Raw genomic sequence first — 15864 nt, 5'->3', positions numbered from 1 at the left:
AAGGGGACTACAGGTCGAGCTCGAGCTCGGGCCCGAGCGACCCCGAGCAGCACACCATCATCGTGCGGCCGGCCGCGCGGTCCGCGTCGGACAAAAGCATGTCGCGATGCTCCGGCTTGCCGCGCAGCACGCGCGTCTCGCAGGCGCCGCAGACGCCCTCGCGGCAGGAGAACGGCACGTCCACGCCGCAGGCCTCCAGCGTCTCGAGGATCGTTCGCCCGGGCGCGACCAGCACGCTGCGGCCGGTCCGCGCGAGATGCACGACGAAGCCGCCGCTGCGCGCGGAGGCCTCCGCCGGCCCGAAGGCTTCGAAATGCACGCGCGCCGGCTCGACCTCTCTGCACGCCGCCTGGAAGGCCTGCAGCATGCCGGCAGGCCCGCAGCAATAGAAGTGCGCGCCGTGCGGCGCCTCGCGCACGATGCGCTCCACATCCAGCCTCGCGTCACCCTCGTCCGCGAACGACAGGTGAACGCGGCCGGCGCGGTGCGCTGCCTGCACTTCCTCCAGCAACGCCGCCGTCGCGCGGTTCGCGTTGCCATAGTGCAGGACCCACGGCCGGTCCAGCTCCTGCAGCCGCTGGATCATGCTCCACAAGGGCGTGATACCGATCCCACCGGCAAGGAACACCGACGCCGGCGCGTGCTCGTGCAGCGCGAAGTTGTTGCGGGGCACGCTGACCTCGACCAGCTGGCCGGCGCGCGCCTGTTCGTGCAGCCAGGCAGAGCCGCCGCGGCTCGCCGGATCGCGCTTCACCCCGATCAGGTAGCGGTGCCGTTCCTTCGCGCTGTTCACCAGCGAGTAGCTGCGCACGACGCCGGTGGTCATGTGGACGTCGACGTGCGCGCCCGGTTCGAACGCGGGCAGTTCCGATGCCTGGGGTGCACGCAGGTCGAACAGCAGCACGCCTTCGGCGGCGTAGCTGATGGACTGGATCCGCAGGGGAAGGCGGCTCGCTTCGACGCTCACGCCTTACCCCGGCCCACCGGCGCGGGGCCGAGCACCTGGGCCGTGACCGGCGCAAGGTGGACGTTCACCACGGCGCTACGGCCGCCGCGCACGACCTCGCGTGCCTGCGCCAGCGTGGATCGCAGCTCCGCCCGCGCGGTCACGCTGAATCCCGCCGCACCGGTCGCCTCCGCGATCTGTTCGAAGCGCGTCCCCCGGCCCGCCGCGACCCAATACGTGTCGTTGCGATGGGCCGGTCCCTCCGGGTGCACCAGTTCGGTGGACACGCGCGGCGACTTCCAGCCGCCGTTGTTGTAGATCACCGTGAGCTGGGGGGCGCCGCAGGCGCCGGCGACCCAGTAGGCGCTGGCCGGCACGCCAAACTGGAAGCAGCCGTCGCCCACAAGGGTGATGACTTCCGCTTCCGGCACGGCCAGCTTCACGCCGACCGCTGCGTTGACGGCCCAGCCCAGGCCGGCGCCGTGGTTCTGGTAGTAGCCCCCGGGGCGATCGGTCTGCAGCACGGAGGCGATCATCATCGCGTGCGAGGGTGCCTCGACCAGAACCACCGTTCGTTCGCCGACCAGCTCGCGCACCGCCCGCGTGAGTTCGACCGGCGTGATGGGGCCCGTCGCCGGTGCGTCGGCCAGCGGCAGCGCGCAGCGTTTCTTCGCCTGCGCGATCCAGGCGAGCCGCTCCTGCTGCCCTTCCTGCGCAGGTGCTGCGTCGAAGGCGAGCAGCTGGTCCAGCACCTCGCAGGTGCTGGCGTGGTAGCTGCGCTGCACCGGAAAGTGCCAGTACCCCAGGTCACCCTTGAGGGGGTCGACGTCGACGTGGAACACGCGCGCATCCGGCCGCGGGCTGACGTTGGACTCCATCCAGGGCACGTCCACGTCCAGCAGCAGGATCAGGTCGGCTTCCCCCACCAGCACGTTGCGCTGGTAACCCAGGTGCATGGCGTGGCTGCCCGGGAAACTGACGTACTGCGGGCCCAGTTCGACCACGCCGACGCCGAAGCGTTCCGCCAGCGCGACCAGCTTGGCGACCACCTCCGGCTCACGTCCCGCATAGCTGGTGAGCACGAGCGGACGCCGGGCGCGGCAGAGCGCGTCGTGCAGTTCACGCGCATCGGCGGGCGCGAGCGCTCCCAGGCGCGCCGGCGTCCAGTTGGCCGCGGCTTCGCCCGCCGCCGGCGTGGCTGCTTCCCACAATTCGCGCGCACCGGTGAGATAGACCGGGCCCTGCGGCGCGGTCGAAGCAAGCTGCAGCGCACGTCGCACCACCGCCTCCGTCATCTCCGGGGCGCGCAGCTCGTACATCCACTTCATGAACGGCGCGACAATGTCGCTCTGGCGCGTGGTGTCCTGCGTGTAGTGGATGTATTCGTTGCGATGTCCCGGAACCGAGGGATCGGTGGACACCGGCGACAGGCCCGCCACCACGATCGCGGGGATGCGGCCGCGTGCCGCGTTGTGTACGCTCGCGCCCAGGTTCTGGGTGCCGACGTCCACGTGCACGAGCACCAGCTGCGGCCGGCCCGTCACCATGGCGTAACCGTCCGCCGCGCTGAGCGTCGTCATCTCGTGCGGGCAGACCACCACTTCGGGCATGGGTGCGCCCTCTTCCCGCAGCTTGGCGAAGGCGCTGATGAACGCCGGGTGGTCGCTGCCCAGGTTGCTGAAGATGTACTTCACGCCTTGCGATGCGCACACCCGCAGGAGTTGTTCGGCCGCGGTCTGCGGGCGCGCGTCGTTCGAGTCTTGGGTCATGTCAGAACAGCCACCCCTGAGGCGCGGAAATGCTTTGGCAGCCGAGGAAACCCAGCACGCCTTCGAAACCGAGATTGCGGCCGATGCCGCTGTCCTTGAAGCCGCCGAAGGGGGCGCGGTTGTCCTGCGCGAGCGGCCCGTGGCCGTTGACGTAGGTGTAGCCCGCTTCCAGCCGTCGCGCGGCCGCCAGCGCCCGCTGCGAATCCTGCGTCCACACCGAGGAGCACAGGGCGAAGCGCGAATCGTTCGCGAGCGCGATCGCTTGCGCCTCGCTGTCCACGGGGATGATCGGCAGCACGGGGCCGAACTGCTCCTCGCGCACGACGTCCAGCGACAAGTCCGGATCCATCACGAGCGTGGGCCGCTGGAAGAAGCCTTCGCGGTACAGGGGCTCGTCCGGCACTTCGCCAAGCTCGTGCACCTGCGCACCGGCGCTGCGCGCCTGTTCGATCAGGGCCGTAACGAACTTCAGCTGCCGCGCGTTGTTCAGGGGGCCCATGGTGGTCTGCTCCAGCAAGGGATCGCCGATCACCTGCCGCGCGGCGATCGCGGACAGCCCGTGCACCACCTCGTCATAGCGCGAGCGGTGCACATAGAGCCGCTTGATCGCCATGCAGATCTGCCCCGCCGTCATGAAGGCTCCGAGGTACATGCGTGTGAGCGCATCCTGGTCCAGCTTCGCGTCGTCGAACACCAGGGCAGCGTCGTTGCCGCCCAGCTCCAGCGTCACGGGTGTGAGGCGCGCCGCAGCCATCTGCATCACGTGCTTGCCCACGCGGACGCTGCCGGTAAAGTTGATGGTACCCACCTTCGGATGCGTCAGCATCGCGTCGCCGATCTCGGCCGCATCCCCGGTGACGACGTTGAGCACGCCCGGCGGCAGCATCTCGGCCATCATGGCCACGGTGTGCGCGGGGGCGATGGTCGCCTGTTCCGGCAGTTTGACCACCACCGTGCTGCCGGCCAGCAAGGCCTGCGGCAGCTTGGCGCCAAGGATGGACAGCGGCCAGTTCCACGGCACCACCAGCAAGGCCACGCCGCGCGGCTTGCGCGTGACGATGGTGTCGAAGGGCGGCCCGGGCAGGCGCTCGTCCTGCTCCAGGCGCGCGGCGTAGTCGGCCGCCTGGGTGAAGCGGGAGCCGAGGCGTCCCATCTCCACGGCCGACTCCTTCAGGATCTTGCCGTGCTCTCGCGTGAACAGGCGAATACGCTGTCGCAGTTCGGCTTCGTCCTGCGTCAGGCGCTCCGCGATGCGGCGCAGGAAGCCCGCCCGTTCGCCGTAGCCCAGTGCTGACCAGGCCGGGAAGGCGCGGCTTGCAGCATCGAAGGCGGCGTCCACGTCCTTGCGGCTCGCGGCGGCCGCATGCCCGACCACCTCGCCCGGGCGCGCGGGATTGTGCACGGCGTACGTCCGGCCGCCCTCGGCCGGCAGCGAGCGGCCGTCGATAAACAGGCCAGACGCGGCGGGTGTTTCGTTCGCATTCGTCAGCATCATTTCTCCTCTGTCTGCCCGCGGCGCTAGTCGGCGGTAACGCCGAGTTCACGCACCAGGGCACCGAGCCGGCGCGATTCGGACTGCACCAGCGCGTCGAAATCGGAAGCGGGGCCGGTCGCCACCAGCGACCCCAGCTCTTCCCACCTGCGCCGGATGGCCGGATCGCGCAGCACGTGCTGAAACACCTCGTTGAGGCGCATGACCACCGGTTGCGGGGTGGCCGCAGGCACCGACGCGCCATTCCAGGCGGTGAAGTTGAAGCCGGGCAGCCCCGACTCGGACAGCGTGGGCACTCCGCGCAAGGCAGGCAGGCGCTCCGCGCTCGTGACGGCGATCGGCCGCACACTGCCGGAGGCGATGTGCGGGATCGCGCCACCGGCGATCTCGAACATGAAGGGGATGCGGCCGGGGATCAGGTCCACCATCGCCTGCGCCGCTCCGCGGTAAGGGATGTGCTCCAGCTTCACGCCGGCGCTGCGCGCGAAGAGCTCGGCGGCCAGGTGTTGCGGCGTTCCGTTGCCGGCCGACGCATAACTCTTCGACTCGCCGTGGCGCAGCCATGCCAGGAACTCCACGGTGTTCTGCACCGGCAGCTTGCGATGCACGATCAGGACGAGCGGAAAGGCGGCGAGTTGCGCCACGCCGCGCAGGTCACGCTCCGGATCGAAGGGGAGCTTGCCTTGGTACAGCGTGCGGTTCACCGCAAGCGGACCGCTCGCGCCGAACAGGAGGGTGTGGCCATCCGCCGCAGACTTGGCGACCAGGTCGGTGCCCAGGTTGCCGCCGGCGCCGGGCTTGTTTTCCACCAGCACGGGCTGGCCGAGCTGCGCCTGCAGCAGGGGCTGCAGCAGCCTTGCCATCGCGTCGGCGATACCCCCGGGCGGATAGGGAACCACGAAGCGCACTGGCCGTGACGGGAAGGGCGCCTGGGCCAGCAACGCACGCGGCGAGAGAACGGCGGCGAGGCCGCCCGCCAGAACGTTGCGTCTTGACGGTGTCATGGGGCCTCAGAAGTCGTGCCGGATGCCGACGATCGCGGCACGCGGATCGGCATCGAAGGTCGTGCCGCCCACCTTCACGGTGCCCACGTTCAGCGGCAGGCGCGTGTTGGCATCGTTGCGCACCGTGCCCACGCCGGCGTACAGGGACGTGCGCTTGGACACGTGGTGGATGTAGGCGACGCCTCCCGTGAGCGCGCTGCCATGGCCGCGAGCCAGGGAATCGATGCTGGTGCGGGTCACCTGCGCCTTGATCTCACCCACTCCGACCGGAACGCTGGCGCCCAGCCACACGGCGCGGCTCTTGTCGACCGCGCCCGCGGTGGCCGTCACCGGATCCGCCTGCCAGTAGCCGGCGCTCGTCACGACGCTGCCGAAGTCGTACTCGAAGCCCGCGCCGCGTTCCTTCAGGGAGGTGAGCGCGGTCGTCGAGCCCGGCACCTGGTCGTGCCGGTTCTGCGCCGCCACGCTGAGGAACAGCTTGCCCGCGCGGTATTCGAGTTGCGCGCCGGCGAGGCGTCCGAGTTCATTCTCGGCGGCGGACTCCTTGCCGAAGGTGTAGGCGAGGCGCGCCCGGAATCCGCCCAGCACGGGGCTGTGATAGAAAAGTCCGTTGCTGGCGCGCGTGACCACGATCCCGCTGGAGGTGGCGTTGGTGCCCGGCAGGCCGAATCGGAAGCGATCGCTCTGGAAGACATTCCACCACCCGGGGGTGTAGTCGCGCCCCAGGAACAGGTCGCCCCATCCCCCGTGGATGCCCACCACCGACTTGCGGCCAAAGGTCGTGCCCGCGGGCTCGCCGAACGTGATGAACTCGCCGGTGTCGTTGAAGATGCCCATCTCCAGCTGGAAAGAGGCCTTCAGTCCGCCGCCCAAGTCCTCGGTGCCACGGAAGCCGAGGCGCGTGCCTGCTCCGTTGCCGGTGGCCAGCTCGCTCTCGTGGTGCTGGCCGGGCGCTCCCGTATTGCTCACCAGCACACCGGCGTCCATGATGCCGTAGATCTGCAGGCTGGACTGCGCCTGCGACGCGCAGGCAGCGGTGGCAAGCAGGGCCGCGGCCGCAGCCCGGATCGTCTTCGTGGATTTCAAGTTCTGTCTCCTGGTTGTTGTCATTCAGCGGGGCTGCGGGCACTGCGAGGGCTGCCCGCGTGGGTCCGTGGCGGGCCTCAGTTCGCCTTGAGGCCCAGTTCCTTGACCAGCTTCGCGTACTTGCCCATCTCGGCGACCTGGAACTTCGCGAGTTGCTGCGGCGTGCCCACGACGACGTCCACGCCGTCCTGCACAAGCGGATCGCGTACCTTGGGATCCGCGAACGCCTTGGCAGTCTCGGCATGGAGCTTCTGCACGATCGGCTGCGGCGTGCCGGCCGGCGCATACAGCGCGAACCAGAGCAGCACCTCGTAGCCAGGCAGGCCGGCTTCGGCCATCGTCGGCAGGCTGGGCACCGCCGGCGAGCGCTCGCTGCTCGTCACGGCCAGCGCCTTCAGCTTGCCGGTCTTGACCAGCGGCAGCGAGATCAGGGTGCTGTCGAACAGGATGTCGACGTGGCCGGCCAGCGTGTCCTGCACCGCCTGCGCCGGGCCGCGCGCCGGGACGTGCAGCAGTTCGATGCCGGCCATGGAGGCCAGCATGGCGCCGGCGATGTGGCCCGAGGTGCCGATGCCGGCGGAGGTGTAGGTCAGCTTCCCGGGATGGGCCTTGGCCTGCGCGATCAGGTCGCGCAGCGAGCGCGCCGGATTTGAGGGGTTCAGCAGCAGCATGTTCGGCACGGTGACCAGCAAGCTGATCGGCTCGAAGCTCCTGACCGGGTCGTAGCTCAGCTTCATCAGGCTGGGATTGATGCCGTGCGAAGCGTGGGCGCCGAGCAGCAGCGTGTAGCCGTCCGGCTTGGCGCGTGCGACGAAGTCGCTGCCGATGGTCGCTCCGGCACCCGGCTTGTTCTCGATGACGAAGGGCTGGCCCATGGTCTCGTACAGCTTCTGCCCCAGGGAGCGGCCGATGCGGTCGGTGACACCGCCCGGCGGGAACGGCACCACCAGCTTGATCGGCTGCTGGGGATACGGGCCCTCGTCGGCCCATGCGGGCAGCACGGCGACGGGCGACAGGGCGGCGAGGCCCAGGGCCCCGATGGCGTTTCTTCGGTTCATGCGACCACCTTCACTTCTTGTTGCGGGGCGGCTTCCGCCGCGGCCATCTGCTCGAGCAAGCGGCGCACGCGCGAGGGCCCCGCGTCGATCGCGAGCCAGGTGTACTGGCGCACGCCCGTGGCCTCCTGCTCGCGCTGGATGGCGCCGCAGATCACGTTGTCCTCCTCGAAGGTGCGGGTCATGCCCTCGATCAGGGAGGGTTCGAGCGCCTGGTCATCGACGCCGAAGTTGCGCACGTGCATCCAGAAGAAGTGCGTGGTGCCTTCGGTCTCGGGCGTCAGGAACTTGTAGCTGAATGCGCGGTGCCCGCGGTCCATGTTCTCTTCGCTGTGTTCCTGCCCCGCGTCCAGCGTGCACACGTCGACGCGGGACACGCAGGGGGCGAAGAAGTTGTAGTACTGGCAGCGGTCGGTCAGGCCGGTGAAGCCGCCGATCTGGCGATCGATCGGAGGCGGCGGGGCGTTGTTGGTCCAGCGCCAGCTCACGACGTGCTCGCCGTCCTGTTCCACCTTCACCGGAACCTCGCTCGCGGCGGGATTGCCGATCGTGGAGCGGTGCGTGTACGTGGTGTGCGCCGGGTCCTGCAGGTTCTCGGCGATGTTGAGGTAATTGGTCCGGTGGTACTGGTACTGGCTGTCGATGACGGCCCAGCCGGGCTCGCCGTAGCGCAGCACCTGGTGGACGGTGGCGGGGTCGGCCCTTTCCGGATCGCCCATCCAGATCCAGATGGCGTTGTAGCGCTCGACCACCGGGAAGCTGCGCACCATGGCCGTCGGCGGGATGCGGTCCTGGCCCGGCACCTTCACGCATTTTCCCGAGCAGTCGTACTCCATGCCGTGGTAGCCGCACTGCACGAAGTCGCCAACGAGTTGCCCCATTGACAGGGGCACGAGCTTGTGCGCGCAGCGGTCCAGCAGGGCGGCGGGGCTGCCGTCCTGCTTGCGGTACAGGACCACGGGCTCGCCGAGGATGCGGCGCTTGAACAGGGTGCGGCCGATCTCCTTCGACCACGCCGCTACGTACCAGGCGTTCCGGATGAACGTCGTCATGAAAGTCTCCAATGGGGGAGTGCGCGCCCCGGGTTTGTCAGTGGCCGTCCGTGAGCGTGATGAGGCCCATCCCGGTGGTCATCGGGGCGTAGTAGTTGCGGTGGATGCGTTTCACGTCGGGCGAGAGCGCCCCGCGCATCACCAGCCACATGATCAGTTCGATGCCCTCCACGCCGTACTTGTGCATCATCTCCTCGTGCGTGAGGCGCGTGAGGCTCTCCGGGTCGCTCTCCAGCTTGTCCAGGAAGACGAGGTCCTCGTTCTCGTTCATCGTGCCGAAGTTCGGGCCGGTGAGCAGGTGCGACATGCCGCCGGTGCCGACGATGGCCACCTTGATGTCCTTCGGATAGCTCTCCACCGCGCGGCGGATCGCCTGCCCGAACTTGTAGCAGCGGCGCGCCGTGGGCAGCGGGTGCTGCAGCACGTTCACCTGCACCGGGACCGAAGCCACGGGCCAGCCGTCCGCCCGCGGGTCGAAGCACAGGTGCATGGGCACGAGGAAGCCGTGCTCCACGGCCATCTCCTGGCAGATGGTCAGGTCGAACTCGTCGTACACGAGCGAGGTGCACAGGTGCTGGGAGAAGGCGACGTCGCCGCGGATCTCCGGCAGCGGCCGCACGCCGAAGCCCTCGTCGGCGACCGCGTAGCGGTCGGCGCAGCCCACCGCGAAGGTCGGGTACTTGTCGAAGAAGAAGTCGGCGCCGTGGTCGTTGTAGACCATGATGCAGACGTCCACTTTCTGCTCCTGCAGCCACTGGCGCACGGGCACGTAGGCGTCGAACAGCGGCTTCCAGGCCGGCGTGGCCGTCTTGCCGCGGTCGTAGGCACCGCCGATGGAAGGAACGTGGGAGGTGCCGATGCCGGCGACGATGCGTCCCATCACGTGGCTCCTGCGTCGTTGCGGGTGGCGAGGAACTGCTCGTAGCTTTCGCCACGCATCTTCGCGCCCATCTTGTAGAGGCCGTTGCCGGTGACCACACCGAGCTTGAGCAGGAAGTAGATATTGCCGCCGGCCGCCAGCAGGCCGGAGAAGTCGCGGCTGCGCACGAGCTGCTTTTCTTGCTCGCTCAGGGCGAAGCGGGCCATGAAGGCCTCCTCGTCCTGCTGGAAGGCGCTGCGGTTTTGGGCCTGCGACAGCGCGTTGCACATCTTGTTGATGCGATAGCCGCGCCAGGAAGCGGCGAGGTCGAAGACCTCGGAGCCCTGGATGCGCAGGCCGGGAGTGAGTTGGGTGACGGACATCGACTGGTGCTTCGAAGGATGCCGCCCAGTCTAGGAGTCGCGCCGATAATTCAACTATTGAACCATCGGCGCGGCAGCCTCCGCACAAACCCTGATGTCACTTTCTCATCCGCGCGGGTCGCGGGACCTCCTGAACTATCGCCTGAGCCGCTTGCTGTCGGCCAGCACGGCCATGCTCGTGCGCCTTTGCGAAGGACGTTACGGGATCACGCGGCGCGAGTGGCGGGTCATCGCCCAACTCGCTGAGGAAGGCGCGATGTCGCCCTCGGGCCTGGCCGAGCGCACGCACCTCGAGCGCGGACGCGTGTCGGCACTGATCACACAGCTCGTCGCCAAGGGGCTGGTGCAGCGCCTTGCGGTCGCCGGGGACGCCCGGCGCGCGGTCGTGAGCCTGAGCGCCAACGGCCGCGCGGTGTACGACGAGTTGCTGCCGCAGTCCGCTGCGTTCAACGGCGAGGTGCTCGCCGCCCTTTCCCCGCAGGAGCAGGAGGCGTTCGACACCATGCTGCAGAAACTGACGGAGGCCGCAGAGCGGCTGGAAGCGGCGCGGCCCGTGACGGAGAAGGCAGACCGCCGGCACGGCGGCGCGCGGCGCCTGCGGCCTCATTCACACGGTTGAGGCGACGTTCCCCTTCAACACCCCGCGGTGCACTTCCCGGCACCGTCGAATTCCATCGTGCGGCCCGACAGCGGGATGTACACCGGCATCTTCGCCGCGCGCTGGAAGGCTTCCGTCTTGCTGCCCGGACGCACCTTGCCGTTCACCGTGCCGACTTCGTTCGCATGCGATGCGATCACCGAGGCGGCCTTCACGAGATCGTTGACCACGTAGGCGGCTTCGACCGGGCCGGTGGTGAAGCCGTCGCCGATGTTCATCACGACGAGGCTGGCGCGGTACAGGTCGCGCACGACGCGCTCCTGGTCCGCCGTCACGCCGGTGTCGCCGGACAGATAGGCCACCAGGCCGTTGCTGAAGCGGACCACGTAACCCGTGGGCAGGCCGACGTCGCCCGCGATGCCGGCGTCCTTCATCGCCTTGCCCAGCTCGCCGCCGATGTAGTCGGGGTCCAGGCCGTTGCTGTGCATGGCCGTGACCGTGGCGATGCGGATGCCGTTGACGGTGACGCTGCCGCCGAAGCGCGCCAGGATGGAGTTCGCGGGATTGCCGCCGTTGGCGCGCAGCTTGGCCGCGAAGAAGGCGGGCATCTCGCTGCCGGTGACGACCTTCGCGTTCTTGGCCAGCGCGATGTTCACGGCGTTCGAGTTGGGCGTCGCCGCGACCGACATGTCCGGGTCGGCGCAGGTGCCGGAGTTCGGCGCCTTGTTGTGCGCGTTGCCCGCATGGTCGCCGTGCATGTGGCTGACCAGGAGGATGTCGATCTTGCCCAGGCGCGGATCGGTGGCGCCGGCCACGGTGCGTCCCGGGTCGTAGAGCACGCGCGTTCCGTTCGGGTCCTCGAAGACCAGCGCGCGGTCCTGCGGGCAGAACTCACCGTCGATGCCGCCCAGTGGCGTCACCTTCACGGTCTGGGCGAAGGCCGGCAAGGCCAGCGCGGCCACCAGGGCAACCAGGCCTGCCATCCAGGAACGACGTTTCATCTTCAACCTTTGCCGTGGTGTGGGGTGGCACGCTAACCGAGCCGGCGCCGGCGGGCAACAGCAGCTTCCCCGAGAATGCTCTCCGCCATGCAGATCTTCGACGCCGCCGCCACGGCCGCCGCCCTGCCCTTCGACCGGCTCGTGCCGGCCTTGCAGTCGCTGTTCGCGCAAGGCTGCGAGGTGCCGCCGCGCCACGTGCACGAGGTGCCCGTTCCGTGCGGCGCCGCCTTCACCTCGCTGATCATGCCGGCATGGATCCCCGGCCGGTACTACGGCATCAAGACCATCAACATCGCGCCGGGCAACGCGGCGCGCGGGCTGCCGGGCCTGCATGCGAGCTACATGTTGTACGACGGCAGCACGGGCGCGCCGCTGGCGGCGATCGACGGCGACGCGATCACGCACAGGCGCACGGCAGGCGCTTCGGCGCTCGCGGCACGCTGGCTGGCGCGCGAGGACGCGTCGCACCTCCTGGTGGTCGGCGCGGGCCAGGTCGCGCGCCTGCTGCCCGCCGCCTACACCGCCGTGCGTCCGATCGCGCGCGTGAGCGTCTGGGCGCGCGACGCCGCGAAGTCGCAGGCGCTCGCCACCGAACTGCAGCGACAAGGCCTGCCCGCACGCGCCGTCGCCGACCTGCAAGCGGCTTGCGGCGAGGCGGACATCGTGAGCTGCGCCACCTTGGCGACCGCCCCGGTGGTGCGCGGCGCGTGGTTGCGCCCGGGCACGCACCTGGACCTGATCGGCAGCTTCACGCCCGCGATGCGCGAGGCGGACGACGACTGCTTCGCGGGTGCCTCGCTCTACCTCGATACCGAAGAGGCACTGAAGAAGAGCGGCGAGCTGCTCGGCCCGCTGTCGCGCGGCGTGTTCCGGGCGGACGCCGTGCGCGGCACGCTCGCCACGCTCAGCCGCGGCGCGGCCGACGGACGCCGCACGCCCGCCGAGCGCACCGTGTTCAAGTCGGTCGGGACGGCGCTGGAAGACCTGGCAGCCGCGGTGCTCGTGTACGAGGCCCACAAGCAGACCCCTTGATCCCCTACACGGGCACCCGGCCCGCCGGCGCTACATTGGTCAGGCCATGCACGACAAGCCCGCCTCCGCCCCCGATGTGATGCCGCCGCACGAGCTGCCCAAGCCCGAGGACGACCCGATCCCGGAGGGCAGCAACGCCACCATCCACCACCCGGACCCGGACGCCGAGCGGCACCGGGTGATCCCCGAGCACCGCAGGGAGCGGGGACCGTACACCACCGGGAACGACTGAGCCCCGGCTGCGCGCCTGCGGCACACTGCGGGCCATGCACACCGACATCGCCCGCTCCTGGCTGGAGCGCAGCGCGCCCGTCGCCGCCGGCCAAGCCGCGGGCCGGCCGGTCGTCGCGCTCGAATCCACCATCATCGCCCACGGCATGCCTTACCCCGAGAACGTGCGCACGGCGCGCGAAGTCGAGGCGGTCATCCGGGCCCACGGTGCGGAGCCGGCGACGATCGCGGTGATCGACGGCCGGATCCGCGTTGGCTTGTCCGATGAACAGCTCGAGTTGCTCGGCCGCAGTGGCACGGCAGCCAAGGTGAGCCGGCGCGACCTCCCCGCGGTGCTGGCCAGCGGCGCGCTCGGCGCGACGACCGTCGCAGGCACGATGATCTGCGCCGCGCTGGCGGGCATCGAGGTCTTCGTCACCGGCGGCATCGGCGGCGTGCACCGCGGTGCCGCCGAGACCTTCGACATCTCGGCGGACCTGCAGGAGCTCGCGCGCACCTCGGTGGCCGTGGTGTGCGCCGGGGCCAAGTCCGTCCTGGACCTGGGCCTCACCCTCGAATACCTGGAGACGCACGGCGTGCCGGTCCTGAGCTGCGGCCAGGACAACTTCGCCGCCTTCTACACGCGCGACAGCGGCTTGCGCGCGGACTACCGGCTGGACACGCCGCAGGAGCAGGCGCGTTTCCTGCGCACCAAATGGGACCTGGGCCTGGCCGGCGGCGTGGTGCTGAGCGTGCCGGTGCCGCCAGCGGCAGCCATGCCGCGCGAGGAGATCGACCGGATCACGGACCAGGCGCTGGCCGAAGCGGGCGAGCAAGGCATCGCCGGCAAGGCCGTCACGCCCTTCCTGCTCGCGCGCATCCAGGCGCTCACCGCCGGGCGCAGCCTGGCCACCAACATCGCGCTGGTGAAGAACAACGCCGAGGCCGGCGCGAAACTGGCGGTCGCGCTGGCGCAGGCCAGGCGCGGCGCCTGATAGGCTCGCCCCCATGCTGCTCCAGGTTGGCGCCCTGGCCCGTTCCACGGGCCTCACGGTGCGCACGCTCCACCACTACGACGAGATCGGGCTGCTCAAGCCCTCGGTGCGTGCCGAGTCCGGCTACCGCATGTATGCCGAAGCCGACGTCGCGCGGCTGCACGCGATCCAGGCGCTGCGCCACCTCGGCCTGCCGCTGGCGGAGATCGGCCCGCTGCTCGATGGCCGCGGCGGCAGCCCGCAGCGCATCATCGAACAGCAGATCGTGCAGCTGGAGCAGCAGATCCGCCAGGCGAGCGAGCTGAAAGAGCGGCTCGCGCTGATGCGCGACACCCTGCAGAAGGGGGACGCGCCGTCCATGGACGACTGGGTGCGCGGCCTGTCCTTGATGACGACCTATGCCCGCCACTTCGACCCGCGCGAGATCCGCGACATCCTGCAGTCCTTCGCGGCCATAGAGCAGGAGTGGCTGGCGCTGATGCAGGAGGTGCGCGCGTGCATGGACGCCGGTGCGGGGGTGGACAGCGTGCGGGCGCAGGCCCTCACCCGGCGCTGGATGGCGCTGATGGTGCGCTGGATGGATGGGGACTTCGAGCGCCTGGACCGCTGGGGCGCCATGTACCGCAGCGAGCCCTCCGCGCACGGCGTCGGGTCGGCCCCTCCCAGCGACATGGTCGCGTACATGGAGGAGGCGATCGCCGTGCGCGTCGGCCTGCTGCGCGCGCACTTCGGCGAGCTGGACTTCCGCCCCGCACGGCTGGTGCCCGACGAGGACTTCGCCGCGATCGAGCGCGCCGGCCGCAAGCTGCTGCAGTCGCGCGTGCGTCCCGGCAGCCAGCCCGCACGCGCGCTGCGCGAGCGCTGGATCGGCCTGCTGGACCAGATGACTGGGGGCGATCCCGCCCGGCGCGAGAAGCTGCTCACGCTGCACCTGGGCGATCCCCTGCTGCTGGCCGGTGCGCCGCTCAGCCGCGAAGTGCGCGATTTCCTGCTCAAGGTGCCGCCCGCCCCTTGACCCTCACGCAACGTGAGGCCGCACAGTGCGTCCCGTTCGAAGAAAGACGAGGACCCCTGATGCATCCCGATCCCGGCGCCCGCGCCGCCCTCCTGCGCAGCCCCAACTTCCGCTGGCTGCTGGCCGGCAGCGCCATCTCGCTGCTTGGCGACCAGTTCACGCTGGTGGCGCTGCCCTGGCTGGTGCTGCGCATGACCGGCGACACCGTGGCCCTGGGCACCGTGCTCGCCCTGGTCGGCGTGCCGCGCGCCCTGCTGATCCTCGTGGGCGGCGCCCTGGTCGACCGGCTCTCGCCCCGGCGCGTGCTCATGGCCACGAAGCACGTGAACACCCTGCTGCTGGCGGTGCTCGCGCTGGGCGTCTGGCGCGACGCCTTGTCGCTGCCCGCCATCTATGCCCTCTCGCTGGCCCTGGGCATCAGCAGCGCCTTCGGCATCCCTTCGGGGACGTCGATGTTGCCGCACGCCTTGCCGCCGGCGCAGCTCGGTCCCGCCAACGGCATGATCCTGGGCCTGCGCCAGCTGAGCATGTTCGTGGGTCCGCTGCTCGCGGGCTTGCTGATCGCGCTGTTCGGCGACGGCTCGGGCGCGGTGCACGACGCGACGGGAATGGCGCTGGCCTTCGGCCTGGACGCGGCCAGCTTCGCGCTGTCGGCCTGGACGCTCTCGCGCGTGCGCACCCAGGAGCCGCCGGCGCGCACTGCGGCGCCCACCGGCATCTGGCGCTCGGTGCTCCAGGGCCTGCAACACGTGGCCGGCGACGCGCAGTTGCGCACCTGCTTCGCCTACTGGGCTGCGGTGGCGCTGCTCGTGCTCGGGCCGCTGCACATCGCCCTGCCGGTGCTGGCCAACAGCCAGCCGCAGCTCGGTGCGTCCGCCCTGGGGCTGATGCTGGGCGCGCACGGCGCGGGCACGCTGGCCGGCATGGTGGCCGGCGGCTTGCGGCCCGGCCTGCGGGTGGGCACGCTGGGCACCAGCCTGCTGCTGGCCGATGCGGTGATCGGACTCCTGTGCATGCCGCTGGGCGGCATCGGTGCGGCCTGGCAGGGCGCGCTGCTGATGCTGTCCATCGGCGTGCTCGGCGGCTTCCTGCAGGTCGCGGTGTTCACCTGGATGCAGAAGCGCGTGCCCGCCGCGATGGTGGGGCGCACCACCAGCCTGTTCATGTTCATCTTCATGGGCCTGGTGCCGCTGTCCTCGGCGCTCACCGGCGTGGCGATGAAATTCATCAGCCTGCCGCAGCTCTTCGTCGCGGCCGGCGGCCTGCTGTTGCTGGTGGCGGCGCTCGCCTGGGTGCTCACGCCGATCCGCCGCGTGAGCGATGCACCGGCCTGATCGGCTATCGTGCGGGTCTTCAGCGACCAGCGC

General features: G+C 70.0%; 16 protein-coding genes. 6 read left to right on the top strand and 10 right to left on the bottom strand.

The features are described 5' to 3' along the window. Positions 1 to 7: 7 nt before the first annotated feature. The 9 genes from AC3EGR_RS00370 to AC3EGR_RS00330 form a co-directional block, all read right to left on the bottom strand. Positions 8 to 967 carry a PDR/VanB family oxidoreductase gene (locus AC3EGR_RS00370; protein WP_488544438.1) on the bottom strand — a complete coding sequence of 320 codons (960 nt, stop codon included), beginning with the start codon at positions 965 to 967 and terminating at the stop codon, positions 8 to 10. Beyond that, positions 964 to 2715 carry a thiamine pyrophosphate-requiring protein gene (locus tag AC3EGR_RS00365; RefSeq protein WP_488544437.1) on the bottom strand — a complete coding sequence of 584 codons (1752 nt, stop codon included), beginning with the start codon at positions 2713 to 2715 and terminating at the stop codon, positions 964 to 966. The genes AC3EGR_RS00370 and AC3EGR_RS00365 overlap by 4 nt, the downstream gene beginning before the upstream one ends. 1 nt (position 2716) lies before the next feature. Next, positions 2717 to 4207, bottom strand: coding sequence for an aldehyde dehydrogenase family protein (locus tag AC3EGR_RS00360; RefSeq protein WP_488544436.1), 1491 nt, complete (start codon positions 4205 to 4207; stop codon positions 2717 to 2719). 26 nt (positions 4208 to 4233) lie between these two features. Then, complete coding sequence (locus AC3EGR_RS00355; RefSeq protein ID WP_488544435.1) at positions 4234 to 5211, bottom strand: Bug family tripartite tricarboxylate transporter substrate binding protein; 978 nt, start codon at positions 5209 to 5211, stop codon at positions 4234 to 4236. A gap of 6 nt (positions 5212 to 5217) precedes the next feature. After that, positions 5218 to 6297 (bottom strand): porin, encoded by a 1080-nt coding sequence (locus AC3EGR_RS00350; RefSeq protein WP_488544434.1) that lies wholly within the window; start codon positions 6295 to 6297, stop codon positions 5218 to 5220. A gap of 77 nt (positions 6298 to 6374) precedes the next feature. Continuing rightward, positions 6375 to 7355, bottom strand: a complete 981-nt coding sequence (locus tag AC3EGR_RS00345) for a Bug family tripartite tricarboxylate transporter substrate binding protein (protein WP_488544433.1) — start codon at positions 7353 to 7355, stop codon at positions 6375 to 6377. Beyond that, positions 7352 to 8404, bottom strand: coding sequence for an aromatic ring-hydroxylating dioxygenase subunit alpha (locus tag AC3EGR_RS00340; RefSeq protein WP_488544432.1), 1053 nt, complete (start codon positions 8402 to 8404; stop codon positions 7352 to 7354). Before AC3EGR_RS00340 ends, AC3EGR_RS00345 begins: the two co-directional genes overlap by 4 nt. Before the next feature lie 37 nt (positions 8405 to 8441). Next, complete coding sequence (locus tag AC3EGR_RS00335) at positions 8442 to 9284, bottom strand: class III extradiol dioxygenase family protein (protein ID WP_488544431.1); 843 nt, start codon at positions 9282 to 9284, stop codon at positions 8442 to 8444. Then, positions 9284 to 9646 carry a protocatechuate 3,4-dioxygenase gene (locus tag AC3EGR_RS00330; RefSeq protein ID WP_488544430.1) on the bottom strand — a complete coding sequence of 121 codons (363 nt, stop codon included), beginning with the start codon at positions 9644 to 9646 and terminating at the stop codon, positions 9284 to 9286. Before AC3EGR_RS00330 ends, AC3EGR_RS00335 begins: the two co-directional genes overlap by 1 nt. 151 nt (positions 9647 to 9797) lie before the next feature. Between AC3EGR_RS00330 and AC3EGR_RS00325 the strand changes: the two genes are divergently transcribed. After that, a complete protein-coding gene (locus AC3EGR_RS00325; protein WP_488544429.1) occupies positions 9798 to 10265 on the top strand; it encodes a MarR family winged helix-turn-helix transcriptional regulator in 468 nt (155 codons plus the stop codon). A 14-nt stretch (positions 10266 to 10279) separates the two neighbouring features. Here the strand turns inward: AC3EGR_RS00325 and AC3EGR_RS00320 are convergent, their stop codons facing one another. Continuing rightward, entirely contained in the window at positions 10280 to 11245 is a 966-nt protein-coding gene (locus AC3EGR_RS00320) for an MBL fold metallo-hydrolase (protein ID WP_488544428.1), read from the bottom strand. 87 nt (positions 11246 to 11332) lie between these two features. On the opposite strand from AC3EGR_RS00320, the gene lhpI reads away from it, so the two are divergent. From lhpI to AC3EGR_RS00295, 5 genes are read left to right on the top strand one after another with little or no spacing between them, the layout of a single operon-like run. Further along, the gene (lhpI, locus tag AC3EGR_RS00315) at positions 11333 to 12277 is read left to right on the top strand and encodes a bifunctional Delta(1)-pyrroline-2-carboxylate/Delta(1)-piperideine-2-carboxylate reductase (RefSeq protein WP_488544427.1); all 945 of its coding nucleotides are present in this window, start codon (positions 11333 to 11335) and stop codon (positions 12275 to 12277) included. Positions 12278 to 12323: 46 nt separating this feature from the next. Then, the gene (locus AC3EGR_RS00310) at positions 12324 to 12509 is read left to right on the top strand and encodes a hypothetical protein (protein WP_488544426.1); all 186 of its coding nucleotides are present in this window, start codon (positions 12324 to 12326) and stop codon (positions 12507 to 12509) included. A gap of 34 nt (positions 12510 to 12543) precedes the next feature. After that, positions 12544 to 13482, top strand: coding sequence for a pseudouridine-5'-phosphate glycosidase (locus AC3EGR_RS00305; protein WP_488544425.1), 939 nt, complete (start codon positions 12544 to 12546; stop codon positions 13480 to 13482). Between the two features lie 13 nt (positions 13483 to 13495). Beyond that, positions 13496 to 14497 carry a MerR family transcriptional regulator gene (locus tag AC3EGR_RS00300; protein ID WP_488544424.1) on the top strand — a complete coding sequence of 334 codons (1002 nt, stop codon included), beginning with the start codon at positions 13496 to 13498 and terminating at the stop codon, positions 14495 to 14497. A gap of 59 nt (positions 14498 to 14556) precedes the next feature. Continuing rightward, positions 14557 to 15831 (top strand): MFS transporter, encoded by a 1275-nt coding sequence (locus AC3EGR_RS00295; RefSeq protein WP_488544423.1) that lies wholly within the window; start codon positions 14557 to 14559, stop codon positions 15829 to 15831. Positions 15832 to 15864: the final 33 nt, after the last annotated feature.

The sequence above is a fragment of the Ramlibacter sp. G4-7 genome (assembly GCF_057784995.1).
Note: the sequence above shows the minus strand (reverse complement) of the source record. Positions and strands in the feature narration are given on the sequence as shown.

What these genes read in the sequence shown, in the direction of transcription:
- AC3EGR_RS00365 (WP_488544437.1), bottom strand. Translation starts at nt 2,715, where the DNA reads ATGACCCAAGACTCGAACGACGCGCGCCCGCAGACCGCGGCCGAACAA.
- AC3EGR_RS00360 (WP_488544436.1), bottom strand. Translation starts at nt 4,207, where the DNA reads ATGCTGACGAATGCGAACGAAACACCCGCCGCGTCTGGCCTGTTTATC.
- AC3EGR_RS00355 (WP_488544435.1), bottom strand. Translation starts at nt 5,211, where the DNA reads ATGACACCGTCAAGACGCAACGTTCTGGCGGGCGGCCTCGCCGCCGTT.
- AC3EGR_RS00345 (WP_488544433.1), bottom strand. Translation starts at nt 7,355, where the DNA reads ATGAACCGAAGAAACGCCATCGGGGCCCTGGGCCTCGCCGCCCTGTCG.
- AC3EGR_RS00340 (WP_488544432.1), bottom strand. Translation starts at nt 8,404, where the DNA reads ATGACGACGTTCATCCGGAACGCCTGGTACGTAGCGGCGTGGTCGAAG.
- AC3EGR_RS00335 (WP_488544431.1), bottom strand. Translation starts at nt 9,284, where the DNA reads ATGGGACGCATCGTCGCCGGCATCGGCACCTCCCACGTTCCTTCCATC.
- AC3EGR_RS00330 (WP_488544430.1), bottom strand. Translation starts at nt 9,646, where the DNA reads ATGTCCGTCACCCAACTCACTCCCGGCCTGCGCATCCAGGGCTCCGAG.
- AC3EGR_RS00320 (WP_488544428.1), bottom strand. Translation starts at nt 11,245, where the DNA reads ATGAAACGTCGTTCCTGGATGGCAGGCCTGGTTGCCCTGGTGGCCGCG.
- lhpI (WP_488544427.1), top strand. Translation starts at nt 11,333, where the DNA reads ATGCAGATCTTCGACGCCGCCGCCACGGCCGCCGCCCTGCCCTTCGAC.
- AC3EGR_RS00310 (WP_488544426.1), top strand. Translation starts at nt 12,324, where the DNA reads ATGCACGACAAGCCCGCCTCCGCCCCCGATGTGATGCCGCCGCACGAG.
- AC3EGR_RS00305 (WP_488544425.1), top strand. Translation starts at nt 12,544, where the DNA reads ATGCACACCGACATCGCCCGCTCCTGGCTGGAGCGCAGCGCGCCCGTC.
- AC3EGR_RS00300 (WP_488544424.1), top strand. Translation starts at nt 13,496, where the DNA reads ATGCTGCTCCAGGTTGGCGCCCTGGCCCGTTCCACGGGCCTCACGGTG.
- AC3EGR_RS00295 (WP_488544423.1), top strand. Translation starts at nt 14,557, where the DNA reads ATGCATCCCGATCCCGGCGCCCGCGCCGCCCTCCTGCGCAGCCCCAAC.